Annotated in this window: 33 protein-coding genes, 1 tRNA gene and 1 pseudogene; 14 read left to right on the top strand and 21 right to left on the bottom strand. The window is 38.2% G+C overall.

The window, feature by feature from the left end; all coding sequences use genetic code 11:
- Positions 1 to 20: 20 nt before the first annotated feature.
- Complete coding sequence (locus SLP02_RS01530; RefSeq protein WP_319418889.1) at positions 21 to 1,394, bottom strand: ABC transporter substrate-binding protein; 1,374 nt, start codon at positions 1,392 to 1,394, stop codon at positions 21 to 23.
- Positions 1,395 to 2,206: 812 nt separating this feature from the next.
- Between SLP02_RS01530 and fmdA the strand changes: the two genes are divergently transcribed.
- The 3 genes from fmdA (at position 2,207) to lexA (ending at position 4,608) form a co-directional block, all read left to right on the top strand.
- Positions 2,207 to 3,394, top strand: a complete 1,188-nt coding sequence (fmdA, locus tag SLP02_RS01525) for a formamidase (RefSeq protein ID WP_319418888.1) — start codon at positions 2,207 to 2,209, stop codon at positions 3,392 to 3,394.
- Positions 3,395 to 3,531: 137 nt separating this feature from the next.
- Positions 3,532 to 3,822 (top strand): FmdB family zinc ribbon protein, encoded by a 291-nt coding sequence (locus SLP02_RS01520; RefSeq protein ID WP_319418887.1) that lies wholly within the window; start codon positions 3,532 to 3,534, stop codon positions 3,820 to 3,822.
- A gap of 171 nt (positions 3,823 to 3,993) precedes the next feature.
- On the top strand, positions 3,994 to 4,608 hold the full coding sequence (gene lexA / locus SLP02_RS01515; protein ID WP_319418886.1) for a transcriptional repressor LexA: 615 nt from the start codon (positions 3,994 to 3,996) through the stop codon (positions 4,606 to 4,608).
- Between the two features lie 274 nt (positions 4,609 to 4,882).
- Here the strand turns inward: lexA and SLP02_RS01510 are convergent, their stop codons facing one another.
- Entirely contained in the window at positions 4,883 to 5,344 is a 462-nt protein-coding gene (locus SLP02_RS01510; RefSeq protein WP_319418885.1) for an NUMOD4 motif-containing HNH endonuclease, read from the bottom strand.
- Between the two features lie 124 nt (positions 5,345 to 5,468).
- On the opposite strand from SLP02_RS01510, the gene SLP02_RS01505 reads away from it, so the two are divergent.
- The 4 genes from SLP02_RS01505 (at position 5,469) to SLP02_RS01490 (ending at position 7,385) form a co-directional block, all read left to right on the top strand.
- Entirely contained in the window at positions 5,469 to 5,852 is a 384-nt protein-coding gene (locus SLP02_RS01505; protein ID WP_319418884.1) for a hypothetical protein, read from the top strand.
- A 29-nt stretch (positions 5,853 to 5,881) separates the two neighbouring features.
- The gene (locus SLP02_RS01500) at positions 5,882 to 6,142 is read left to right on the top strand and encodes a hypothetical protein (RefSeq protein WP_319418883.1); all 261 of its coding nucleotides are present in this window, start codon (positions 5,882 to 5,884) and stop codon (positions 6,140 to 6,142) included.
- 166 nt (positions 6,143 to 6,308) lie between these two features.
- Positions 6,309 to 6,905 (top strand): hypothetical protein, encoded by a 597-nt coding sequence (locus tag SLP02_RS01495; RefSeq protein WP_319418882.1) that lies wholly within the window; start codon positions 6,309 to 6,311, stop codon positions 6,903 to 6,905.
- Positions 6,906 to 7,385: a hypothetical protein gene (locus SLP02_RS01490; protein WP_319418881.1), complete on the top strand. Its 480-nt coding sequence runs from the start codon at positions 6,906 to 6,908 to the stop codon at positions 7,383 to 7,385.
- A gap of 464 nt (positions 7,386 to 7,849) precedes the next feature.
- Here the strand turns inward: SLP02_RS01490 and SLP02_RS01485 are convergent, their stop codons facing one another.
- On the bottom strand, positions 7,850 to 8,059 hold the full coding sequence (locus tag SLP02_RS01485) for a hypothetical protein (protein ID WP_319418880.1): 210 nt from the start codon (positions 8,057 to 8,059) through the stop codon (positions 7,850 to 7,852).
- The gene (locus SLP02_RS01480) at positions 8,056 to 8,520 is read right to left on the bottom strand and encodes a hypothetical protein (protein ID WP_319418879.1); all 465 of its coding nucleotides are present in this window, start codon (positions 8,518 to 8,520) and stop codon (positions 8,056 to 8,058) included. The genes SLP02_RS01485 and SLP02_RS01480 overlap by 4 nt, the downstream gene beginning before the upstream one ends.
- Positions 8,521 to 8,718: 198 nt before the next feature.
- Between SLP02_RS01480 and SLP02_RS01475 the strand changes: the two genes are divergently transcribed.
- The 6 genes from SLP02_RS01475 to SLP02_RS01450 all read left to right on the top strand — a co-directional run bounded on the left by SLP02_RS01475 (position 8,719) and on the right by SLP02_RS01450 (position 14,403).
- Positions 8,719 to 9,015 (top strand): hypothetical protein, encoded by a 297-nt coding sequence (locus tag SLP02_RS01475; RefSeq protein ID WP_319418878.1) that lies wholly within the window; start codon positions 8,719 to 8,721, stop codon positions 9,013 to 9,015.
- Positions 9,016 to 9,352: 337 nt separating this feature from the next.
- Positions 9,353 to 9,757 (top strand): hypothetical protein, encoded by a 405-nt coding sequence (locus tag SLP02_RS01470; RefSeq protein WP_319418877.1) that lies wholly within the window; start codon positions 9,353 to 9,355, stop codon positions 9,755 to 9,757.
- Between the two features lie 74 nt (positions 9,758 to 9,831).
- Positions 9,832 to 10,458, top strand: a complete 627-nt coding sequence (locus tag SLP02_RS01465; protein ID WP_319418876.1) for a hypothetical protein — start codon at positions 9,832 to 9,834, stop codon at positions 10,456 to 10,458.
- Between the two features lie 52 nt (positions 10,459 to 10,510).
- Positions 10,511 to 11,026: a hypothetical protein gene (locus SLP02_RS01460; RefSeq protein WP_319418875.1), complete on the top strand. Its 516-nt coding sequence runs from the start codon at positions 10,511 to 10,513 to the stop codon at positions 11,024 to 11,026.
- 110 nt (positions 11,027 to 11,136) lie between these two features.
- Positions 11,137 to 11,292, top strand: a complete 156-nt coding sequence (locus SLP02_RS01455; RefSeq protein ID WP_319418874.1) for a hypothetical protein — start codon at positions 11,137 to 11,139, stop codon at positions 11,290 to 11,292.
- Positions 11,293 to 11,547: 255 nt separating this feature from the next.
- Entirely contained in the window at positions 11,548 to 14,403 is a 2,856-nt protein-coding gene (locus SLP02_RS01450; protein WP_319418873.1) for a hypothetical protein, read from the top strand.
- A 46-nt stretch (positions 14,404 to 14,449) separates the two neighbouring features.
- On the opposite strand, the gene SLP02_RS01445 is transcribed toward SLP02_RS01450, so the two are convergent.
- Positions 14,450 to 14,743 (bottom strand): tyrosine-type recombinase/integrase, encoded by a 294-nt coding sequence (locus SLP02_RS01445; RefSeq protein ID WP_319423640.1) that lies wholly within the window; start codon positions 14,741 to 14,743, stop codon positions 14,450 to 14,452.
- Between the two features lie 52 nt (positions 14,744 to 14,795).
- On the bottom strand, positions 14,796 to 15,614 hold the full coding sequence (locus SLP02_RS01440; protein WP_319418872.1) for a hypothetical protein: 819 nt from the start codon (positions 15,612 to 15,614) through the stop codon (positions 14,796 to 14,798).
- 114 nt (positions 15,615 to 15,728) lie between these two features.
- Between SLP02_RS01440 and SLP02_RS01435 the strand changes: the two genes are divergently transcribed.
- Positions 15,729 to 15,802: transfer RNA gene (locus tag SLP02_RS01435), tRNA-Pro, on the top strand.
- A gap of 328 nt (positions 15,803 to 16,130) precedes the next feature.
- Here SLP02_RS01435 and SLP02_RS01430 read toward each other — a convergent pair.
- The 15 genes and pseudogenes from SLP02_RS01430 to SLP02_RS01360 all read right to left on the bottom strand — a co-directional run bounded on the left by SLP02_RS01430 (position 16,131) and on the right by SLP02_RS01360 (position 23,988).
- Positions 16,131 to 16,388, bottom strand: coding sequence for a hypothetical protein (locus tag SLP02_RS01430; RefSeq protein ID WP_319418871.1), 258 nt, complete (start codon positions 16,386 to 16,388; stop codon positions 16,131 to 16,133).
- A gap of 513 nt (positions 16,389 to 16,901) precedes the next feature.
- Positions 16,902 to 17,165, bottom strand: a complete 264-nt coding sequence (locus SLP02_RS01425) for a hypothetical protein (RefSeq protein WP_319418870.1) — start codon at positions 17,163 to 17,165, stop codon at positions 16,902 to 16,904.
- A complete protein-coding gene (locus SLP02_RS01420) occupies positions 17,131 to 17,937 on the bottom strand; it encodes a hypothetical protein (protein WP_319418869.1) in 807 nt (268 codons plus the stop codon). The genes SLP02_RS01425 and SLP02_RS01420 overlap by 35 nt, the downstream gene beginning before the upstream one ends.
- A 2-nt stretch (positions 17,938 to 17,939) precedes the next feature.
- Positions 17,940 to 18,113 carry a hypothetical protein gene (locus SLP02_RS01415; RefSeq protein WP_319418868.1) on the bottom strand — a complete coding sequence of 58 codons (174 nt, stop codon included), beginning with the start codon at positions 18,111 to 18,113 and terminating at the stop codon, positions 17,940 to 17,942.
- Between the two features lie 82 nt (positions 18,114 to 18,195).
- A complete protein-coding gene (locus SLP02_RS01410; protein WP_319418867.1) occupies positions 18,196 to 18,666 on the bottom strand; it encodes a hypothetical protein in 471 nt (156 codons plus the stop codon).
- A gap of 33 nt (positions 18,667 to 18,699) precedes the next feature.
- Positions 18,700 to 18,921 (bottom strand): hypothetical protein, encoded by a 222-nt coding sequence (locus SLP02_RS01405; RefSeq protein ID WP_319418866.1) that lies wholly within the window; start codon positions 18,919 to 18,921, stop codon positions 18,700 to 18,702.
- Positions 18,922 to 19,074: 153 nt separating this feature from the next.
- Positions 19,075 to 19,784 (bottom strand): annotated as a pseudogene (locus SLP02_RS01400) (IS1 family transposase).
- A 53-nt stretch (positions 19,785 to 19,837) separates the two neighbouring features.
- A complete protein-coding gene (locus tag SLP02_RS01395; protein ID WP_319418865.1) occupies positions 19,838 to 20,233 on the bottom strand; it encodes a hypothetical protein in 396 nt (131 codons plus the stop codon).
- On the bottom strand, positions 20,233 to 20,544 hold the full coding sequence (locus SLP02_RS01390) for a hypothetical protein (protein WP_319418864.1): 312 nt from the start codon (positions 20,542 to 20,544) through the stop codon (positions 20,233 to 20,235). The genes SLP02_RS01395 and SLP02_RS01390 overlap by 1 nt, the downstream gene beginning before the upstream one ends.
- Before the next feature lie 402 nt (positions 20,545 to 20,946).
- Positions 20,947 to 21,348, bottom strand: coding sequence for a hypothetical protein (locus SLP02_RS01385; RefSeq protein ID WP_319418863.1), 402 nt, complete (start codon positions 21,346 to 21,348; stop codon positions 20,947 to 20,949).
- Positions 21,345 to 21,971 carry a lysozyme gene (locus SLP02_RS01380; RefSeq protein WP_319418862.1) on the bottom strand — a complete coding sequence of 209 codons (627 nt, stop codon included), beginning with the start codon at positions 21,969 to 21,971 and terminating at the stop codon, positions 21,345 to 21,347. The genes SLP02_RS01385 and SLP02_RS01380 overlap by 4 nt, the downstream gene beginning before the upstream one ends.
- Positions 21,952 to 22,449, bottom strand: coding sequence for a hypothetical protein (locus SLP02_RS01375; RefSeq protein ID WP_319418861.1), 498 nt, complete (start codon positions 22,447 to 22,449; stop codon positions 21,952 to 21,954). Before SLP02_RS01375 ends, SLP02_RS01380 begins: the two co-directional genes overlap by 20 nt.
- Positions 22,449 to 23,183: a hypothetical protein gene (locus SLP02_RS01370; protein WP_319418860.1), complete on the bottom strand. Its 735-nt coding sequence runs from the start codon at positions 23,181 to 23,183 to the stop codon at positions 22,449 to 22,451. The genes SLP02_RS01375 and SLP02_RS01370 overlap by 1 nt, the downstream gene beginning before the upstream one ends.
- Positions 23,184 to 23,187: 4 nt before the next feature.
- The gene (locus tag SLP02_RS01365; protein WP_319418859.1) at positions 23,188 to 23,394 is read right to left on the bottom strand and encodes a hypothetical protein; all 207 of its coding nucleotides are present in this window, start codon (positions 23,392 to 23,394) and stop codon (positions 23,188 to 23,190) included.
- Positions 23,395 to 23,397: 3 nt separating this feature from the next.
- Positions 23,398 to 23,988, bottom strand: a complete 591-nt coding sequence (locus tag SLP02_RS01360) for a hypothetical protein (RefSeq protein ID WP_319418858.1) — start codon at positions 23,986 to 23,988, stop codon at positions 23,398 to 23,400.
- Positions 23,989 to 24,087: the final 99 nt, after the last annotated feature.

Here is a 24,087-nt window from a genome sequence, read left to right as displayed (position 1 = left end):
GCCCACCCTACGATACTGTTCTAAGATTTTTCTAAATACTTAACTCCTAACTCTTTTCCTGTCTCTTTAGTTGAGTTACTGCGATCGTCAGGAGTTGGATGAACGCACTCACGACCTTTATAAAGAACTTGACTCCAAGGAATTGGTTTGACTGCTGAGGGTGTAGAAAAGACAATATCCGCTTGTCCCTCGGCGTTCCACTTACCAATCCGCGAATAGAGATAGGTGTGAAAGTTTTCGGGATCGACTTTAACTAAACCTTGAGGTGCATTAAATTCCTGCGTTCTAGTAGCTTCTCTCAAAGTTTGGGTATTTATTTCTCCTTTTTTCTTGAGTACGTCTGCCATAGCCTGTGCCATGAAGAAGGTTTGAATGTATGCAGCTTCCATTACCCCATTAGTGACTCGATTATCGCCAAATTTTGCTTTAAACTGTTCGACGAAAGCTTTATTTTCTGGGGTGTCTACGCTTTGGAAATAGTTGAAGCTAGTATAGTGACCTTGAGCATATTCAGAACCCATCGCCTGTATTTCTTCTTCGGTAGTGGGATAAGCCATGATTGGTACTTGGTCGGCGGTAATCCCTGCGTCTTTATACTGACGATAGAAAGCGGGAATACTGTCTCCAACTAAGTTACTGAGAACGAAGTCAGGTTTAGCCTGTTTAATTTTATTGATAATGGTGATAAATTCTGTAGTTCCGAGGGGAGAATATTCATCACCGACGACTTGACCGCCAATTTCTTCTAGTTGGGCTTTAGCTATACGATTACTTTCTTTAGGATAAATATAGTCTGAACCAATGAAAAATCCTTTAGGTCCAAAATTTTTGTAACTATAGGGAATAGAATCGGTAATTTGTTGGTTTGGTGCAGCCCCTGAATAGAAAACATCAGAGCTACATTCGTTACCTTCATAGTAAACAGGATAATAAAGAATAGTATCTTTTTCTTCAAATACTGGCAATACTGATTTGCGACTTGCAGAGGTATAGCAACCAAGAACACAGGTTACTTTATCTTCGTCGATGAGGCGTTTTGACATCTGGTTATACAAATCCCAGTCCGAGTTGGGGTTAACTACCACCTTCTGAATTTTTCTGCCTTCAATACCGACTCCTTTACCTTTCCAGGGACCAGTATCGGTATTAATCTGTTCTAGAGCTAGAAAAGTAGCATCTTGTAAAGATTTTTCAACAATCGCGATCGTTCCAGTAGTAGAGTACATTACTCCCACTTTGATTGGATTTTCTCCTAAGTCTTCGTCTCCTGTGCTAGAAGTCCCACCACCAGTACAGGCAGCTAAGATGCCTGTACCTACAGCTAATGAACTATATTGAATAAATTTACGGCGACTTAGACCCCCAAAAGTGGGAGGTTGATACTTTTTGTTCATGTGTTTGTCTTTTCTACTGAATGAAATTGAAGATAGTTGCAATAAATAAATTTAATTGCAGAAGCAAATGAAAAACATCTCTTTTTTTAGCTCATAAAAGCTCGTAAAGATCGTATATAAGGTATTAGGGATTTTAGATTATTAGTTTTTGCTTTACTGAAGAATAAACTTGTCTTCCTATTTGTTTTGTAAAATTGAATACATAATTAACGTCTTCTCTAATTTGCTCCAATTATCATAATTGGGTAGACTAGCTAGTGCTGATTTTGGTTATTTTAAAAGTAAATCTTCGAGAATCTTAATACTGTAACTAAGCACTAAGCATTTAAACTTTAATCGTTTTGAGTAATTATTTTGCTCTAAAATTAAGATTCAGATGGAAAGGCTACATATTTTTTAACAATATCTCAATAGTTTTTATTTTTTACACATCATTGGCTATAAAAGTTACTGCATCATACTAAATCATGTATGGCAAGCAGCTTTATTAATTATTTTTAAATCATTAATACTATCTATAAATAACATCCAAGACAATTTAGGCAGTTGCAATATTTAATTATTTATTAAACTGGAGATAAAATTCATTTTGTAGCTATTGTTACTTTTAATATTCTGCAAATAGTCCAATATTCCTAAATAAGTCCGTTTTTGTTATTCAAATGATTTCTCTTTTTAACGAAATTATTTACACGAAAATATCAAAAGATTGTTAAAAAGTCCTATAGTTCCTAGCTGCAATCTTTAGTTTTGAGGAATCACATTTGTCAGATTTCCTCTTCTATACACTTATTAGTAAAGAGCAGAATAAAATGCCAGAAACTCTCTTCAAAATTGACCTGACCAAACCAATGGCAAAGCAGGATGTTCCTGGTCATAATCGTTGGCATCCTGATATCCCTGCGGTTGTTTCTGTTAAGCCTGGTGATGTCTTCCGCATCGAATGTAAAGACTGGACGGACGGTCAAATTAGTAATAACGATGACCCCAGCGACATAGAGAAGGTGGATCTCAGAAAAGTCCATATGCTTAGTGGTCCAATTCGAGTAGAAGGAGCCCAACCAGGAGATATCCTAGTTGTAGACTTGCTAGATATTGGTACTTTGCCTGGAGATGAGTGGGGCTTCACTGGGATTTTCTCGCGAGATAACGGCGGTGGTTTTTTGACCGATCATTATCCTCAAGCAGCTAAAGCCTGTTGGGATATACAGGGAATATATACTAGTTCGCGTCATATTCCTGGAGTACGCTTTGCAGGTATTACTCATCCTGGCTTGATTGGTTGCGCCCCATCGATGGAATTATTGCAAACATGGAATAAACGAGAAAGAGCTTTAGTGGAAAAAGGCGGACCGCCTTGGAAACCAGAAATACCAGATTTAGCAGCTTTACCTAACCCAGAGGAGGCAGTATTAGGTACTTTGTCGGGTTCTGAATTTGAGCGCGTAGCAGCCGAAGCTGCCCGCACCGTGCCACCAAGAGAACATGGTGGAAACTGCGATATCAAAAACTTATCCAAAGGTTCAAAAATATACTTTCCTGTATATGTAGATGGGGCAAACTTATCGATGGGTGATATTCATTTTTCTCAAGGGGATGGAGAAATATCATTCTGTGGTGCGATCGAAATGTCGGGCTATATTGACCTCCACGTAGATATTATCAAAGGGGGTGTGGAAAAATATGCAATGGTTAACCCCATTTTCAAACCTGGTCCTGTTGAACCCCATTATTCGGAATATTTAATCTTTGAGGGTATTTCGGTTGATGAGTTTAGCGGCGAACAATATTACCTAGACGCTCATGTTTCCTATCGAAACGCCTGCTTGAATGCAATTAATTATCTAAAAAAATTCGGCTTCACAGGAGAACAAGCATATCTTTTGCTTAGTTGTGCCCCTGTCGAAGGTAGAATTAGCGGTATTGTCGATGTGCCTAACGCTTGCTGTACCATAGCATTACCTACTGCCATCTTTGACAAGAGTATTGTCCCGACATAAAGATATTTTGGCAGGTTAAGTATACCCGATTAAAAAGGTGGGCAAAAGTATTTTTTCAATTTGAAAAGTTCAAACAAAACCCTTGCCCACCCTACTATTAATTATCAATTGTCTATTATCTATTATCCATTGAGAAAATGCCCCTATACGAATATCGCTGTAGCACCTGTGGAGAATTTGAAGCTTGGCGCAGCATGGACAAATATAACGCACCTATAGATTGTCCTGATTGTAACCAAGCTGCTATAAAAATATTTTCTGCTCCTAATATCAATCTTAATTCAGGAAGTTTATCGGCGATCGCCAGAGCACAATCTTCTGAACCGAGAGTAGTTAAACAAGAACAAAAAGAACCCGCTAAGCCAAGATATCAAAGCTCCACTAGTAATAGACCCTGGATGGTTTCTCATGCCCCAGCAAGGTTTTAAACAATGAATGTAAACTATTAATGCGCTTTAAACTTTCATCTCACGATACTTGACTTTGCTAGGGTCAATAGTTTCTAATATTTAGTACCTATGTTCTGAATGGACATACCAAGCTTTGTCTGTAATTGCCAAATGCTTGTCCTCACAAACATACCCTAGATAATAAAAGTAATGGAAAGTCTTACTCCCGCGCAAAAGGAACTTTATGACTGGCTGGTGGAATATATCAAATCTACTCAATATGCGCCGTCTATTAGACAGATGATGAAAGCGATGAATTTGCGATCGCCTGCCCCTGTTCAAAGTCGTTTAGAAAGATTACGAAACAAAGGTTACATTAATTGGACTGACGGGAAAGCTCGGACTATAAGAATATTGCATCAACCTGATAAGGGGTTATCAATTGAGGGTGAGATTGCAGCCGGAGGTTTAGTTGAACCTTTTAACGATGAAAAAAACAGGTTAGATTTATCAGATCTATTTTCTCAATCAGATTGCTACGTATTGCGTGTCGTGGGAGATAGTATGATCGAAGATTTAATTAATGAAGGTGACTATGCGATCATGCGATCGCTTTCATCCTCAACAGAAATCAAAAATGGCGATATTGTGGCTGCTAGAGTTTCTGGATACGGTACAACTTTGAAACATTTTTATCAAGAACAGGAAAAAGTGATCCTCAAACCTGCTAATCAAAAATATGAACCAATTAAGGTAGAAGCTAATAATGTTGATGTTCAGGGAATTTTAGTTGGTATTTGGCGTTCGGTAGCCGATCACAAGTAAGTCTAAGGGATCGGGATGAGAGATTGACTACATCTCACAGTCTTCTTGATTGTGGCTTTATATGTTAGCATATATGCGAATGCGGGATGTGGCGCAGCTTGGTAGCGCACTGCTTTCGGGAGACACAGTGTTATCCAACTGTCCAGTAACGGTAAAGCCAAGTCATAACAAAGGTTTAGAGATTTGGGTTATCTGGGTTGTGAAATTACTTAGTGTATTATGACCCAGATTTGACCCAATTTAGCAATTTTATAGTGTCTTTATCTAGTTGTATCTAAACTGTGTTCTTCCAGGTTTTTCCAGAGGAAATATACTCTACAGTTCTTAGACTTACACTAAATTGTAATGCTATTTCAGGTTGAGTTTTTTTTCTAGTCTGGAGAAGCTGCTTGATTTGAATTACATCAACCTTCTTTAATTTAGTGTTGCTGCATTTCCTACCTTTTCTCGCAATGCTAGTGTTTTCCTTGCTAGAAAGATATCGCAGGTTACAAAGCTTGTTATCTAGAGAATTGCCGTTTATGTGGTCAACAGATAAGTCGCTCCTACCGTGAAATGCTTCCATAACTAAACGGTGTACTTTAACAATGCGTCTTTTACCATCTTTGCATAAACCAACGGATAGGTAGTTCTTTTTACAATTGTAGGGTTTAAGTAGTTTGCCCTTACTACGCACGTTACCTAAGCTACTAACTTGATAACCTGGGAACTCTTCAATGTCTTTCCAAACTTCCATTGTTCACATTTGTCTGTACTACTCTACAAATGTAACTTTAAAGACTACAAAACGGTATTAGTGCAATCACCTAAATATTTAGAAATAAGAAACCATTATTAACTGTACTTAAAAATGCAAGAAAATGCACGAAATTACAGAAAACATTGCATTATCCCCAAAGCAGCTACAGGCGATCACTTTGCTTTCTACGGGAACTAGTGTCGGTGATACTGCCAAAGAGCTAGATGTTAACCCATGTACTTTAAATAGGTGGGGACATCAAACTGAGTTTAAGAAACACCTCAGACAAGTTTCTACTGCTAACTTGAGACATCAGTTAATGCGTTTTCACGAAGTCTTGGATATTGGGGTAACGCGGTTATTAGCAATCATCAAAGAACCTCAGACAGAAAGCAAAGATGTTATCAGAATCGTAAAACTGGCTCTTGATAGCACTGGTAACTTTGAATACCTGGATATGCACGAACAACTAGCAGAAATACGACAAAAATTAGATGAGGAATAAAACCATGAGTGAGAACGTGAATTAAAAAAATGCTAAAGCTAAATAAGTATCAATTAAACCGTTTAAAAGAACTAACCAAGGATATTAAAACCAAGAAGGAAATGGAAACGGAACAAGCTATTAAAGATAGATATGCAGCGATGTCCAAAGAAGAGCTAGAGGCTGAATTTAACGCTAAGATGTCTGAACATCACGAGCCAATTATCATAAACGGTAAGGATATCTATACTATGTCATCAGAGGAACTAGCGATCGCGTTTTCAGATGAGATGAGGAAACACCTTAATTAAGCAAGTTTATTATTAATTAGACTGGACATACCAGTTAGTCATTCTCTATTTGAATTTAAATTTGTTTTTCGTGTCTCATATTAGTTTCATCTAAACCGTCTTTGTCATAGAGGCGGTTTTTTCTTATTCATTATTTGTATAGATGAAACTTACTAAATTAATTCAAATGAAATTAAGCCAAATACTGAAAGAAATCGATGCAATTAAAATAGCGATCGCAACATTAAAAGACGAGTTAGATAATACTCAAGCTGAAATAGAAGCCAATGAGCTAAAAATCGAGAATTGCCAAGATGAAGACGAAATCGATACTTTAATAGACTTGGTTCAACACAATAATTCAAACCTTAAAAAACAAAAGGTTAAAATCAATCTAAAGATACGAAACCAGGAAGCGAAATTAACCACGCTAGAAGGTGAGAGCCTAGTACAAGCCAAGTTAGAAAACGAAGCACTAGCAGCTAAATACTGCGATGAGTTGGAAACAATCGCAGGAGCATATCGTACCGCTTGCAAGTTGGTCATGAACATTGATAAAAAACTTAGAGCTACATTAAACGAAGCTGCTAAAGAAACTGGTTTAGGGTTTAGGACTGATGGCTTGAATAACCCAAAACTTTACTCGGTCGAAGGTACTTTAAACCGTGAACAAATTGGGTCTTTTACCAGGGCAGAGATGGAAGCTGGTATAAAACCAATTATTGAAGAGCGTTTGAAATATTCCTTTGTTAGTTCTAAAAAAATTGAAGCGGAGGAAATTTAAATGTACCAGCCAATTGTCACTCGTGGCTTAAGTGCAGCTAAAATCGCAGCTTTAACAGAGCAAGAGAGAGTAGCACTAGACTATAGCATCTACCGTTACGATCGCCTAGCTGAGATCGGCAGTGAAAACTACGATCATGAAGCTGAATTAAAGAGGTTTAGAAAATTACTAGGCTTGCCTTTGTTAGATCGCGCAGATAGTACTAGAGAACTAGTCAAAATTGATTCATTAACTAACCAACCAAAAACAGAAAGTAATATGTTCAACTCCAATCCTTTCGATTTTAACCTCAGCTTTCTAGACTATCGTGACACGCAGGAATCGGCAGCAAAGACAGATAACCACGCAGCGATCGCGGTTGCTAGAGACCTGTATGAGGATAGCAGAAGAAACAAGTATACTCCAAATACAAAAGGGATGTCTCTAGAAGAAGCTAGGCAACATTATCTTGACTCAAGAACTAATGCCAACAAAAACTAGAAAGCAAAGATCTCCTAAGACTGTACCAGGGCAATTATCTTTGAACCTGGATATCCCACCAGAGAAGAAGAAGAAACGCTAATTTAACTACTTAAAATCACCTAACTCAAGGTGGTTTTTTAATGGTCTTCTATTCTAAATTAACTATTTAGCTTAACTATTTATATAAAAGAGAAGAAAACGCTATAACCCATACACATTAACATTTTCCAAGGTATCACATCCCCTATAGTATATATAGGCTTTGTGATGACCGAATATAGGTTATTTTATCCCTCGTTTTCCAACAGCTAGTCACTCAGAGGCAATTACCCTAATAGCTCAATAGCACGACAGAATTGCCCCTATTAGCCACGATAATTCTTAATTGGCATAAGTAGCCATTTGAGAATTAAAGGTGACTAAAATTGGCTAATTCTGAGAGTTCCCGCACCAGAGAAGCGGGAATGTCAAACCTCGTTTTCTTAAAGACTCAGATATACATCTATTTTTTCTTGGTACTCATATCTTTGTATTGACACGCCCAAAGCTGTTAATTTAGGTTGTTTTTTTATTTCTTTGAGTATGTCTTCCTTGCCGACTTGAAGACAAATAGAATAACCTGTTTCTGTCGGTACAAAAATAAAAACGCGGTCTATTTGAGGCATTAATTCAATGAATTTAGTAGTTTTCATCTTGAAGCTCCTAGATAGATGGAATGTTCTAGTTCATCAGCACCTTGGACTTTGACTAAGCGACCGTTATCGCTTTTCCTCAAAACGTCACCTCGGTCTATACATTGTTTCTCAAAGACTGAAGCCCAGAATGGAGCGCGTCTTGACCCACGCTCAATTATCAAAACGCTGTGGACGTGATCGCCACGATAAGAACTGCCGTTATCCCACACCTTAAGAACGGTATAGATTGCTTCCCTAGTTTCAGGTACAGAGACAAAGACAGGAGTGATAGGTTTTGCTCTTAGAATTGGCTTTTCTCTGACTGGTGCGATCGCTTTCTTAGAAACGAATATTGGTCTACGTTTTAATTCTTTGGTAAACACAATCAGATAAACATACTGGAATTCTCTGACTCGCTCCATATTGCAAGTTGTTTCTAGTTCTAAATAGTTGGCAATTCTCAAATTTGTTAAACTCATCTTGGTTCATTAAGTAAGTGGACTGAGAGGGCAGGTGTTTCTTAGCGGGAAAACTGCCCTTCTCTTATGCTTACTATTCTATTGCTATTGTAGTGCTATGTCTGTGATCGCGATCACAAATAGTTAAGTATTTCTACTATGTTGACTAGCACTATTCTATTGCTACAATATAAAGGTAAATTAACCCCTAAAACCTCCATGTCAAGAGAGCAATTAAATTTAAATTTAAAAGAAGGGCTGAAAGCAGATCTTAAAAAACTTTGCGAAGGAGTCCTAACACCTTCTGGTCAACCAATATCACTAGCGATCGCCGTAACGAATTGGATAGAAGCATCAAAGAAAGCTGGATATCTAATAGGAGTTGCCGACCTTAACATAACTAATGTCCAACCCAAAGCAGCCGACATTGAGGCAATGGTCGAAAAGATGGTTAATAAGAAAGTCGCTAACCTTAGCAGTGAGGTAGAAGAGCTAAAAAAGCCCGTCCAGGTCTAATTGAACCGTTCAAGGATAAGCAGAAAGGTACATTAAAAGATGCTCAGGAACAGACAGACACCCCTGAAAGCGATAGCGTTTTAACCAACGAGCAAATTAAAGAGAAGTTTTTTCGTGATGCCAAGCTTGACACAGTTAAACAATATCGGAAGAAGAGTAAGAAACATTACTGGGAGAAAATAGGCTACGAGCCAACAGGCAAGACAAATTGGAAAAAGATAGTTTTACTTTAAGCCCTCAATTAAGAGGGTTTTTTTTAAAGTTCAGTATAAATACTAGTTACTATAGCACTATGCTATTGCTATAGTAGTAAAATAAATAAAAACTATAAACAATTATGAATAACCAAGTAAATTCGACCGCTAACCAACTATCCCAAGCCATAGAAGCTTTAACCGACAATATAGCTAGCAACGAAAAGCAAGCGATAATTCAAGCCACTGAGAAGATGTTTAGTGCAAAGTTAGAAAGCAAGTTAAGTCAAGCGAGAAATGAGGCAATAGTTGATATCCAAAACTCACTAATGGCGATCGCTACCCAACATCAAGCCTCTGTAGCCGAACACCTTTCAGAGAAGATATTAACTGCTGAAGCTAATAGTGTTGTATCTGAACCATTACAACTTGAATGGTCGCTAAAGCCAATTGACTTACAAGCTCAGTTATCGGCAGCCAGAGACGAACAAACTAATATGCGTTTAATTGCTAGCGAAGACGAGGTTAATAGCTGGATAGACGGTTAATACCTCTGTGCAATAGCTTTATCTCACCACCACCTACACATTTAAGAGCAATGCACCATCATCAACTAAGTCTAATGCCAATTCAATACACTTCAGAACAACTACTAGAACTCGCTACAGCACCACTACGTTATCAAACGACTGTAGACTCTTTACTTGAGTTCTATGGCTATATCAAGCAATTATGGTCAAGGCAAGCTATCAAGTCGCTAGCGCATCAACACGACTTGAATTTAAGAATTACCCAAGATAAACTTCAATTCGCTCAAATTGCTGCATCCATCGAATTAGATAGCTATGTTGAGCCAAGCCAATTAGAGGCTGAATTAGAAACAGTAAAGCAAGAATTAGTCAGTGCCAAAGAAACAATTAAAAAGCAGGAGAAGGCGATCGCTTTACTTAAAGCAGGTAAACCTCTAAATGGTCGTCAAGAGACTCCTATATTCAAAGTATTTGGGCAGCCAACCACTAAAGATATGTTGGTATCGAATTACAGGAAGCTAAGGGTTAAAGAGCATCCAGATGCGAGTTCTTACCCTTCTGATATAGCATCCCAACGCTTTGCTTTCCTGAAGAGTGCCTACGTCGGTTTGTTGAATGGTTGGGACGAGAAATATAACCCGACACTGACAATAACTCAAGAAGAATTGACTAAAGCGATCGCTGCTAAACTGCCGTTTCCTGCATCGTCGTTTCATTAACTAAGTGCGGAGTGACTAAGCACTTTAACCACCTAATTAAAACTATTTAACTATGAAAACATCAAAAGGTTTTGCACCAGCAATAAGCATTAAGTCAAAAACTGTAGACTTTCACGGAGCAACGGTCAAAATAGCTAGAAATACTGCCAATAATTTAGACCTGCTAAAACTAGCTGACTTGAATAAGCACTGCGACCAGCCAGCTAATAGAAGATATGAGGATGTGCAGGTCTATGCTTGTATTGACCAACATGACGAAACTGCTTTCTATATAGATGGCAAAGGTGTTAACAGAGCGATGTGGATATTAAGCCATGAAGGTAATGTTGCAGGTAGTCGGCTACAAAGCAAGATGCTGGACGAAGGAATTAAAGGCAGTATTGACCATAAAACTCAAATGATGTCTATCCCAGGCACAAATACCAAGTTAAAGCTCTTTAACGGCAAATTGATGTTAGGTGATGTGGCTGCAATTCTAGGTCTTACTGAAGCTGAGATGATAGCCGAAATGAACAGTCCTGAGTTTCAACAATACGCCAAAAACGTAGGTATTGACCATTTAATGTAATACCAACCATAGCTCTATCTCTTTTAACTATTTAAATTACAACTATAACTTTTCTCAAAACGCTTGGTCATTATTAAGTAAGACAAAGTAATTTTTAGAGAGACAAAACAATGCAAAAACCAAAATTAATAAACAAGTCAATTAGAGTTGATGAGCGTGAATACGAAAAGTTAAGTGCGATCGCTACATCAAAAGGTGCGACTGGTGCGGGAATTATAAGAATGCTGATAGCTCAATATCTAGAACAAGCGGAGGTAGTAGCATGAAATTCTTAATGCAGACATTACAAGAACAAATACAGGCACAAAAGGCAGTAGAAACACCCCACTAAGACAAGCAAGGTCTTTCATAGCGCATGGGGTAATGCTATTAATATCCCCATTTACTTTTACGATGGCACGGTAATAGGTCATCAACCTAAGAATTTTAGTAAAGATGCCCCTAAATATACTTGGAATGCTCACAGTGATAGCCAAGATAAAGTTGTTAATAATGCAGCCATCATCACACCACTTAAGACATTGGAACTACCAATGCAGAATGCGATCGCTTCTTATGAAATTGGACAAGACTTGTGGGAGTGTGAAGGTACGTTAAAACCGCTTATCGCGAGTCATAAACACAATATTAATGTTGTTGCTGCCAATTCTACTGGAACACCATCAACACCTTGGCAAATTGAAGAGACATTAAAAGCACTCAAACCGAGCCGTTATATCTTGGCTGTAGATGCTGGTTGTTTTAACAACACAGATGTATTTAACAAAATATTAAAAACTATCGAGTTCATTTCCAAATTGCGCGACAAACTTGGTCAGACATTCGAGATATTTGTAGCCGACTGGAAACAGTTTTTTGCAACAGAGGGACAACGAGAATTCAAGGATGTAGACGAAATTGACACTCTCATTTTGAAACGCTGCACGTTAGTACCAGCAAGTATTTTCAGCGTTTTCAAAGACGAATTTGGAACAATTGATACCCCTCAAAGACGTTTCTCTTATATATATATAGAGAAACAACTTTTGCACCCCCCAAATAGTACAAAAACACTCTCTGAAAGTACCTTTGACCTATATACAGCAACCGATACAGAGTTTGAAAATGAGCAAAAAATATTGGCTGAAAACATTGATATCTCGTTCGCTAAAACCCAAAATTTACTATTTTCTCGGTTTATTGCCCAAGAAAAGTTAACCTCTGAAGAATATTTTGAAATTGCAGTTAATTTAGCAGGTTTTAAAGGTGGTGAAAAAGTCTATCAAGAATATCTACATTCAGACTATCTTGAAGCTGGTGGAAGACTAGCAAATATCAAAAACTTTGTGGCGATCGCCCGTCAGATGAAGGTCAAAAAAGGACATTTATTTGAACTACTTAGAACATCTTCTGTATTACGTTTAAAACAGCCTGTAACCATCCCTGCCGATGAAGCCTATGAAATACTCAAGAATAACTTTAATAGTGCTTTAACCGCCGTCATTGATGGCTCAATATATAGCAACAATGCCGATACTGGAATTGGTAAAACTAGGTTAGTTCTTGAGAACCTGAAAAGCGGTCGCTTGAATAATTGTGTTATAGCCTTCAAGACCCATACCTTGAAGGATGATTTTGCTGGCGAATTGAAAGGTCTTACTTACAAAAAGCAAATTGAGTTAAAACTTCCTGAAGCACTTACAAAGTTCTTTAATAAGCTTTACGCTTGTGGCTTGAACAGTGTTGTATATCAAATTCTGACTGAGTTAGCTAATTTTGGGACAAGCCGTTACCCATCAAAACACGACAGTACCATCTTAAAAATGGATACTCATGCTAAAGCGTATGGGGTTAAACCAACTTACATTCAATTTGACGGTTTGGTTGAGGCTACTAATGATGTCGATAAAGGTGTGAGAGAACACATAAGGGAATATCTTGCAGTCAACAAAGAACTATGTAGTTCTGAGTGTGAGTTACCAAAACTAGTTACTCATGACTTCTTATTATATCGTGCTAAAGCCTTTAGAGGAATACCGATTATTATTGACGAAGATTTTACGAATAGTCTTTATCACTCAGTAGATTTAAATATAGGTGATATCACTAATATTGCTCATTCAAGCGATCGCATAGACTTTTGGGGTAAAAAGTTAGTGGGTGAACTGGAAGTGATGAAAGAATTCTCAACTTTAGACATTACTCACATCAACCCTGACTTTTCAGATATTGAAAAGTCAATTTATACTTATTCTTTAAACCTTGATGTCGCAGTTTTATATAGTGCAACCAGAGTTTTGAAGTTAGAAAAAGGGCAATTCACATTCTATGTTGATAAAGATGTTTTACCTTTGACTAATAACTATATTCAACTTTCTGCAACCCCTAGAAACGATATATTAAAGCAGAAATATGGTGATAGGGTAAAAGTACTCGAAACGCCAACAGTTGCTTTAAAGGGCAAAATACGGCAAGTTGTAGATGTTAAGACTTCTAAGACTCAGCTTAGAAAGCTTGAAGACTTCAATAATTTACAGAAATTAGTTGCTGATGATATTGTAATTACTCACAAAGAATTTAAAAAGCACTTCAAAGCCGATAGTAAATGTCATCACGGCAATGTAGAAGGTTATAACCATCTCACAGGTCAGAATATATCTTTTGTTGGTGAATTAAAACTACCTCATCAAGCTTTAATTAAACAGTTTGTAGGTGCGGGTTTTTCCCTGAAAGGTCGCAGTTTGAGACTAATTAAAAACCAACTAGTAACTTTTAATAATTACCGCTTTGGACTACATTCGTTTGAGGATAAAGACTTGCTTCAGTTTCAACTCGAAGCTATTAATGCTCAACAAGAGCAAGCTGTGGGACGCGCTAGGCTAGTAAGAACTGAAGCGATCGCCACAGTAATTGCACATTTCCCTTTGCTTCAGTCAAAGATTATAAGCAGCCAAGAATTAATAGAACAAAGAGATACAGAGACATTAGCGATCGCCAGTGTTAAAATAGAGGAACTAGAAACAGCTACAAACGTTGCTGAAACCATTATTAAGGAAGAGCTAGTACAAAGAAATGAACAAACCACAGAGCGTAATAGTACCATCTCAACTATACAAAGCTGTATTGAGAACTCAGATCAAGCAAGATGCAGCGATAATGAACGACAGAGTGCGCAGACTGAACTTGAAGCTTTTGTACAAAAGAAGCTAGAGGGAAACAATTTTGACCTGCAAACTACTAAGCTTTTTATTCTGTTCTACCAAGACACGGGTAATTCCCAGCCAATAGAGGAAATGCTTGAGAACGAAATGTTTCTAGCATCTAGTGTAAGGCAGTTCAGGAACACTCCTGATGCAGAACTTGAAAAACTTACAATTGGAAAAGCGATCGCTAAATAGATTAATTAACCGCCTCGGTTGGCGGTTTTTAATTTGTGGATAAGGCTTAAAGTTCAGGTATCTCAAAACCGTCTCTTTTAGCGGATAGATAAAAGTTAACGATAGTCTCGGTAGAATTGCCACTGATTCTAGCAATGGTGGCAATATCCTCACCGCTTCTAACTAACCTAGTGATGAATGAATGTCTCAGAGAGTAATTGATATAATGTTTATCTAATACACCATCAGCTATTAACCCTTTGGTTACGGTATTCCAGTATCTACGGCTAAAGGTTTTCTGATTGATGTATCCGCCTGTGACACTAGGGAAGATTAAATTATTAGGGTTATTTCTCCTTATAGTGGCATCTATGAGCTTATTTAGCTGGTCATTGACAGGGAATAGTCTAACTTCATGTGTTTATAGTGTGAGGTAATAAAACACCTACTGAATACGCTTTATTGAACCTGATGTAACTCTTATCAATTTTTTGCTTGATATCATCCCAGGTTAAAGCATTACATTCTGAAGGACGGCAACCTGTAAGAGCCATAAACTCTATCTTTTGGGCATAGTAAGAGTGTGGATATCTATTGCTGTATTTGCTCAAATAAGTATCCTCATAAAAAGCCTGTATTATGGCTTTTACTTCGTGCGGTTCGTATGCCTCAATTTGCTTTTTGTTTTTCTTAGCTAAAGGTATAGCAGCATAAGGATTGCGTTTGATTTTACCTGTTTTGACAGCGAGATTAACCGAGGGCATGAGACAGTTACTAAAGAACGAGTCTAAACTCCCCACAGCGTAACGAGTAAGCAAGTGAGCTATGAACTCTGATGATTTATCTATCTCTAGTAATTCTGGTGGTGTTTTTCCTAAGTAATGCTTTTCCCAAGGTATCCATGACCGCTTGATAGTCGTTTCTGCTACACGGTTTTTTGAAAGTTGTTTATAGGTTTCCCATAAGTCCAATAGATTAAGAGGTTTATCTACTACTGAGATCTTTTGTGCATATTTGGCAGAGTAACGCGCATACGACAGATCGACATCATTAAGTTGAATGTCGCGATCGATAATTTGGGCTATTCGGAGTGCTTCATTCCAGTTGCAGTCTAGTCGGATTTGATTGCGTTTTCCTTTGGGATAGGTAAACCTCAACCTATATTGATTTGCATTGGAGTCAACAGTCACCTTGCCGATTTTAGCTTTCTTTTGTTGTGGGTCTGAGTACATGGGTTTTGACCCAGATTTGACCCAATTTCTCTACAGTATTAAACTAAACTGGCTTTATCCTTTATCCTTCAAACCTCTTGATTGTGGCTTTATATGTTAGCATATATGCGAATGCGGGATGTGGCGCAGCTTGGTAGCGCACTGCTTTCGGGAAGCAGGGGTCGAAGGTTCAAATCCTTTCATCCCGATACCTCGTAAAACCTCGGTATCTTTAACTTTCACCTCTATCCCTGCTTTCCAAAAGCAGCTTTTTACTCAAAACTTACTCAAAACTGAATATAGCAATAACCTAGTAACGAGCGCAACGAGTACTTATGTACCTCAATTTATCAAGCGCTTAAATAAGCACACAAAAAAGACGGGCTGTAAAATATCACAACCTCGTCAAACTGTCAAACCTGGGAATTGAAATTTACTCTGACCTCTGCTCACACGAGGATGCGATTTTAGCCCTATGCACATCCCGCCATGCGTACCTTATTATTTCTATTTTCCCTTACCTCTATTAGCCTGTTTTCAATCGCTATTTACTTCTTCTTGTATTTTATCTATCAACCTCATTGCTTCTTTTTGAGTTTCTATTATTCTGCGTAAATTACGTGCTATTGATATCTTCTTTGCCACTTTTCCTCTTTCGTAATCTAACCACTCTTGTATTATTAAATCCAAAGCACTAGCTGCTCTGATGTCTCTATCCGTAGCGACCGTGCTTATTATAGACACGGTTCTGTCTGACATCATAAAAGTTCTAGGTTCAAAATTTTCTCTATCCATAATTTTTCTCCAATACGTACAATTTATCGAATCTACCTAAAATCACTCAAATAGCTCTGATTTTTTGCTATAAGCGTTGGTTTGACCCCCTCCATAGGAGAGGATTTGAAACTTTTTGAAAACGCTTCTTTGGGGTTATAATAGAGGCTAATTAGCCTCTTCTTCTTCAATCGCTATGTTCGTGTCTCTGACGTCAAGCCAGAGACGACTAAGAGCATACCCCAGTAGGATGTGGCTGTCACTAAGTTCTGCTAACCGCAGTTCTAATGTCGTACTCGTGAGGTCAAGTTCCCAAAGGTCAAGCGGTTCTTCTCGTTTAAGTATTATCCATTCTCGTACTATTGCATCTAGAGCTCTGCTGTAATTGCCGTTCTTTTCAATAGACTTTCGCTCTATTACTTTTACTGTTTCCGTATCTAAGCTGAACGTCCTGTGTCGCTTAACTTTTTCTCTCATAGCTCTCCGTTGATGTTTATATATTCCTAAAACGTGATACGAAACGTGATACGTTTTCTACTTATGCCTACGCTTCTTTCTTTTCTCTTTCTTTTCAATAGCTTTCTGCCTGTCTACACCAGCATTCAAACCCTGTAAATAAGCCAATAAGTCTTCTAGCTGCTCATCGCTCAAAAGCAACCTAGAACGCTTCCGATAGCGTTTATTGATAACATTCCTACAGGCTGTAGTAGACCAGCCTAGAGTAGCCACCTCATCATCTATCGCGTGCTTAAGTTCCCAGAACTTAAGTGCTTTCTGCCTTGCCTGTTTGCTTTCCATAGCTTCTTTGCCTAACAAGCCTGTCAAACTCTTTAATATTTTTTTTACTAATGTCGAGCAGCTTATTTTGCCAGTTATTGTCAGTTATCCCTAGCTCGTTTTTACGCTCGTCCGTAAGTTCTTCTACTCGTTTACAAGGGATTACTATCAATCGTCTTTTTAGCTCTTTAAAGCGGTCGTCTAGGTGCAGTGGTGTAATGCTAGAGAATATCTTTGGACAAAAGCATCTAAACTCTATGTTCACCCCTGTTTCTCTAGAAGAAACAATTATCTTGTCTGTACTTTTGTCATAGCCGAACTTAAACATATTGTAAAGTTCAGGGCTATTGGTAAAGGTACTCGCGCTTACGTCATCCCAAACCATACAGATATTTTTCTCAACAGATACCGCACTGCCTACTTCCCCTGGTTCTGCTCCTTGCCTGTATGCCCATGCTTTTTTTCTTTTTGAAAGACTGTTCCTTATCGCAGCAAAAGTATCACTACTAGAGTTAACTGGACTGCCGTGTAAATATCCAGCCAGTTTAGCAACTGTTGACTTACCGCTTCCCGATTGTCCGTTAAGGAATAGATAAGGCACAATCTTGCACAAAGCAGAAGGCAACAGGAAGTAAGCAGCGATAATATCGTAAAAGTCATAAGGCAGAAATATTGTTTGTTCTAGAGCGATTAACAGGTTTTGGGCTAAAGTCAATTCATCGTTATAAAAGCCTTGCCAAGTGTCACCTGTTCCCTCCTCAGACTTGAATAATCCCGAGTAATCAAAAGCCATAGTTATCTAATAATTGCCATCAGCATTTCAAAGTAAATATCAGCAAAACCGTCGCAATCTTCAAATCTCACTTGTATTTGTCTTGTAAGAACACCTAAAGAATCGCTTTCAGTAAAAGCAACGTCTGTAATTTCTGCAATCAATAGCTTCTTGAGAAAAGCTACTTTTTCATCCATAGATATTCCTTTGCTATCGCTACCATTCTTCTTGAAACCCCCACTAAACGGCACTGAGTACTCTGGCAGCTTCCCACTTAAGTCAATGACCAATGACCTGAGTGTTTACATTTGTTGCCACCAAGGCATTTAAAGCAGCCTCGTCCATCGACGCACATATCCCGTTAGGTACAAAAGTAAGTTCGCCTTTAATACCACCAGAAGGAGGAATAAAGAAAGCTTCATGCACCTTAATATGGTCATACAAAGCCTTCTCAAACACAGATGGTTGATATTTAACTCCCTGCCAGTTACCGTTAGCATCTTTTCCTCTTATCTCGTATTCTCGTCCGTAGATAGGGATGGCGCATAGTCCTGGCAGTAGCGCGTCGCTTGCTTTGAAGCTCCTAACGACCCCAGAATAATTAGTGATAAAAGCAGCCACAATGTAAGCATCATCTGTAGAGTAAACCTTAGCCTCGTCAAACGAGATTTTAAAGTAAGCTTCTGCTTTGTCTCCTCTGAGTTTGCCATAGGGGTCGTCTTTGTAGGGGTCTAAATACTTTACTGTCATTACTGTTCTCGGTATATGTTTGCGTTAAAACGATTAATAGATTGCTTCTGAGAGGATAGAATAATGAGAAGATAGTTTTCTCAGATAGTCTTTTTCTCCTGTTTCGTGTAGCCTCTTGTTCGTTACATATAGCAACTCTGCTATGATTGTCTCTGGGTCTCTATCCTGTTCGAGTGCTAACGTTTCAACTGCGTTGATAGCTAAACCGATTAAGGTAACAAGTCGAACATCGTAAGGTGATTCTATTGGTGTCATGGCAATACTCTAAATTTCTCTAATTCTTTTAACGTAAGCAAGTTCTTTCTAAAATCTGACTCAAGCAGTGCCTTTGCTACTTTGCTACTTTGCTTCTGACTGGTAGCTTTTCAGGAAAAACAATCTTAAGCTTGCGAAAAACATTAGGTAGTGCTAAAGATGTAATGATGAGTTGTAGTGATGTACGAAATACCAGATAGCACCTATGTGATTCTCTAGGGATTTAGAAAAGGATAAGGTTTTCCTAACTAGCCGAGATACCCGTTGTCTAAGTGTGTTGTTAAATCGTTCAATATAACTCGTTTGACCAGTCTCTTTTCCTACTGATCTATGTCGTTGACGGGGAAATACTGCCCCATAAGATGACCAGAAGTCAGTGTAAGCAACTGCACATTGACGATAGACCGAAGGTAACGAATCCCAGAGTTTTCTAGCTGCTAATTCATCGCGATCGCGCCTCATAAACTCCCACAATTTCCTTAGTATCTGCATCTAACCCTAACCAGACCCATTGTTTGTTGCCTTTATTATCTACAAATGACCAGAGTTCATCACCTTGAATAGTCAACTTTCCTTTTTTTTTGTGTTACTTGTATTGTTCTTGCTACCAGAGCATATTTATTATTGACGTATGTTTGTAGCCATCTCTCAGAAACCATTGCCACACGTGCAATACCAGCCAAGGAAATTCTTTCTAATAAGAGCCTGTCAATTAGCTCGCGCTTGTCTTGGCTAATCATGATTTTCTGAGGATTTTCAATAAATTGGCGCTCGCACTCATTACATTTAAATCTTTGTTTTCCGTTGTGAATGTGACCGTTTTTAACAGTTTCCTCAGAAGAACAATTTGGGCAAGTTGGCATTGGTCTAGCTTTTTAAATGTCAAGGCTCATTCTAGATCATTACTTCTGCAGGACTACCAAACATTAAACTGGTATTCTTCTAGGATGCCTAAAATTAGAGCAAATTCAGTTAAGAATGCACCCTTAGCCTCTACGTAAAGCAGAGGCTTAACACCTTCAGCACCACTAGAGATTGCAAAGTCAACTTTCCATGTTTTGCCTTTTGGATAAGAGAAACCAGGTGCAATTACCAATACAGGGACTTGCCTTAAAACCCTGTGTTCGCCATACATTCTTTCGAGTTCTAAATAAACTTTAAACTCATGCTGGGAATCAAACCTCCAGATATGAGAAGGTAATTTAAACCTTTCCTTTATTCGAAAGCTTTCTATTATTTCAGCAGGTTCAACACGACAATCTTTTGAATTCCAAATGACAGGCTTTGCTTTGTATTTTGGTTTTACTGGCATTATACAGATTCCTCGGTAGTAGCTTGTTCAACGTCCAGGACTCCGTAGTAATTGTCCCATGCTTCATCAACAAGATTTAATACACCTTGTTTACCTAAAACAAATAGAGTTTTGCATATTCCTCTGCCTACGTAATCAATAACATATTGACGGTCATAAATAACTCTAAAGGCGGTTGGTACAGCGTCACCAATACGTCGAACGCTTTTGACCTTTTCGTATCCAGCTTTACTAACCATAGCAGGATGCAAAGCCTTAGTATATCTATTACCTACCATTTCTTGCCAACTAATAGTTTCCAAATCAAGCATAATTTTTCTATTCAATTGTTAACTAAAGTCTTAAAAGTAATCTCTCAGAGCTTTGATTCAAAGGTAAGTGAATTTGACTTTTTAAACTTCATCTACTATCCTTTTTTTTCTCTCGCATCAGTAAAAACACTTAAATTTTAGATAAAAATTAGCTTGTTCGTTAAATAATTGAAAATATTATTTTTTATGTAAATAATTATTTACTAACTATTGACGTTAGTGATTTCAAAAGCAATTATATTAATAACCCTATTCCGCTTTGCTTCAAGGGAAATATACTAGGGGCGGGTGGGCGTAGCCACAGGGAAATAAATACTTATATAAAAACCTTGCTTGTTCCTTCTTTTGAGTACGTATTCTAAAAGTCTACTAGACTTTCTACTAGACTTTTCAGATACACATCTACTCACTAGCCACTTGCTTGATTATTTTCTTGGTAGCTAATATTTCTGTTCGTAATTCTTCTGTATTTCTTACTTCTGGTAATTCTTGAATCTCTTCTATTGCTCCTTGTAACTTTCCGTATCCTTCTTGTCCTTTTAAAGACTCTTCATATACTTTCCTTAGCTTTTCGTAAGCCTCGTCCTTCTGTCTGATAATCTCAGCTTGATTATCTAGTTTAACTGCTACTTCAGAAAGCTTGTTTGCACTACTGCCGATAATCAATTGTGTATTGGCTACTTTTAAGCCAACCTCAGGTGCACGGGCAACACGAATACCTAAGCAGACGATAAAAACAAAAGCACCCCCAGAAAGCAAGTTTAATGACAATGGAGGTAGTCTAGAAAAGTTCTTATTAATCATTGTTTTACAAATAAATCACGTTCATCTAGTCTGCGGTTAACTAAACCAGGTAGCCTTTGACCACCAGCATTAACCCAACGACTAAACTGTTCTGCTACTGCACTGGTCTTACCTTGGTTAAGTAGCTTAAGCAAAGTAGAACCACTAAACGCACTAATGCCTACATTAAAAACAAAGCTAACCAGTGCATCAAATTGATTCTGACCTAGAGGTACACTAACAAGCTTGACTACAGCTTTTTCAAAGACTGTCAGGTCATCTTTCAATAGCTTCTCTGCGTCTAAATGACTAATCATTTGTCCTTGCTTGACTCCCTTGGTATGCCCATAGCCAATTGTCCAAACGTTTGCAGGACACAGGTAAGCATTGGTTCTTAGTCCCTCGTATTTCTTTATTAGATTAATTCCCAATAGAGAAGTCTTAGTAGGTGCTAAACTGACGTCCTTGTTATCTACCATCCAGCCAACGTAAGGTAACGCATCTTTTGGTCTAGAAGGCAGGTTTAAGACTTTTCTTGCTTCATCATCGATTAAATAATCTACATCCAGATACCCATCCTCATTCTTTTTACTAGATATTATTTGTATCGCTCGTTCTCTCGCCTTATGAAATGACAGGCTCATCTGTTATCACCTCTGGTACAATTATTGTTTTTTCTAAATAAACAGGCTGACAGTAAAGCGTTATAGACTTCGTGTCTTCAAATGCTTTAACGCGTATTAAGTCGTTTGTCTCGAAAAACAAAGCATTATAGGTGCCAACAAATTGCGTAAACGTAAAGTATTGTTGATAAACCCTTTTGCCCTGTCTGATAACAGATATAAACCCGCTTGCACTTGTGTAACTAGAAGCTGTTTGCTCATCAAGGGCGACAACATCGTCATCTGCTTTGACATCTGTTACTATTCTAATAACCTGATAATTACAGCTAGACACTGATTCCAAGTCAAAAGTATGTTCGATATTTGCCCTTAGATTCTTAAGTACTATCGGCGTATAGCTTTCTAAGTCTTTTGCCCTATACACCAAGCCATCTTCTTTAAATACGGTTATCGAATCCGTACCGTTTAAAATAATATCTTTCTTTATTGAATTTTCCATTACAAGAATCCTAAATCTAGTTGTAATCTGTTACTTACCGCTCGTCTCAAAGCCTCTCCTTGTTCAGGTGGCAGTATCGCAGCCAGTCCCTCAGCTAAGGTGTAAACCCCAGCATTTGTCTGACTAATCCGAGTATTAAGTTGCGACTCTCTAAAGTCATCAAGCTGTACTTGGGAAGACTCCCTGTTTCTTAATTCTGCAAACTTATCGGTTATCAACTCTTCAATGATTGTTAGCTGAGCCTCTATCAAGCTTTCTGGCTGATTAGAGAAAGCACCCAAAGCATTACCGATGTTAAACAAAGAATCTTCAACAAAGTTAAGCGTATCTCCCGTGTACTCGTACACCCTAATCGCACAGCTTCTAAACCAAAACGGTGGGGTATATCTAAGCCTAAACCTATCGGTACTAATCCGATTTGTTTCAACTATCTGTAACTTATTAATAAACAAGCGTGTCGGTAAACTTTGAAGAACGCTTGTCACAGGACTACTGCCACCAGGTACAAAGTTGTAAACCTGTCTGATATCCCCTGCAAACTGCCAGCTAGGCTTACCTACTTCTGTTGTAGCTACAACAGCTATGTAGTCACAAAGCAAGCTAACACCAAGGTCAATAGGTGAGATAGGGACAAACCTGTCGCCTGGCAAAGGCTGAGCTAACGTACTAACATCAGCCACAACCTGCCAATCCCTAGAATTATCAAAGAATATCAGGTCCTGACCTGCTGGCATTACGTTATTCTCTCTGTCTTAAATAAAAATCTAGGTTCTCTCTGAAATCATCTACGTTAACGTCCATGGTTGAGAACTCGTCAAAGCTAACGTCGCAATCGCAAAAGTCCATAAGCAGACCGTTCGCTTTGGTAACGTTAGTCATTGCTTCTTCGTCTTCAGTTAAATAAGAAGGTAACCATAACATTATTGACTCTGGCAGGTTGTTCACTAGTTACGAACCTCTTACTTTTTCAGGAGAAAAAGTAATTAAGCTAGCGTCTGCAAATGCTGTTTGAATAGCACCTCTTATTTGTGCTGACTTTGATAAAAAAGTATCCGATTCAACGCCTTGACCAAAAGGTGCGCTATAGCCTAAATCTCCTTTCTGATAGTAGGTTTTGTACTTTCTACCCGTAATACGGCTAGTTTCAGGACGCGGACTAGTAGCTGCGCCTCTACGAAAATAAACTTTCGCTGGTTTAAACCCTTTTAAAGGATAGAATACTTTTCCTGTGGGGTCTTTTTCGTGTTTTAGAATATTTTCTAAAACATCGGTTAAAATAGCGTCTGTTCTTTTGGTGACGGTTACCTTGGCGTAGTTGTTAGCTGCCATGTCTATTCCAAAAGGATTAATACCTATGTAATTCAGCTTTCTGCCTGTCGTTCTAACTGAAGCTGCGTCTAAATCATGACTTGTAGCTGACGGGTCTAATTTCCATGCCCAGTATTTTGCTAGTTCTTTATCTTGACTGGTAGCAGGGTTTCCACCATTGCTAAGTATCGCAAATGCGCGTTTATCTAAGTCGGAATACGGTTTTCCCATGGCTGTTTAAAAATGGTTGATTAGTAATCCATTAATAACTCTTGTTCTTCCTATTTTCAACTGTGTTCCAAGATAGTCGACCTATAGGGCGCGAAGTTT

Origin of the sequence: Pleurocapsa sp. FMAR1 (assembly GCF_963665995.1) — a bacterium.
Taxonomy (GTDB): domain Bacteria; phylum Cyanobacteriota; class Cyanobacteriia; order Cyanobacteriales; family Xenococcaceae; genus Waterburya.
This window is presented reverse-complemented; position numbering and strand designations above follow the sequence as displayed.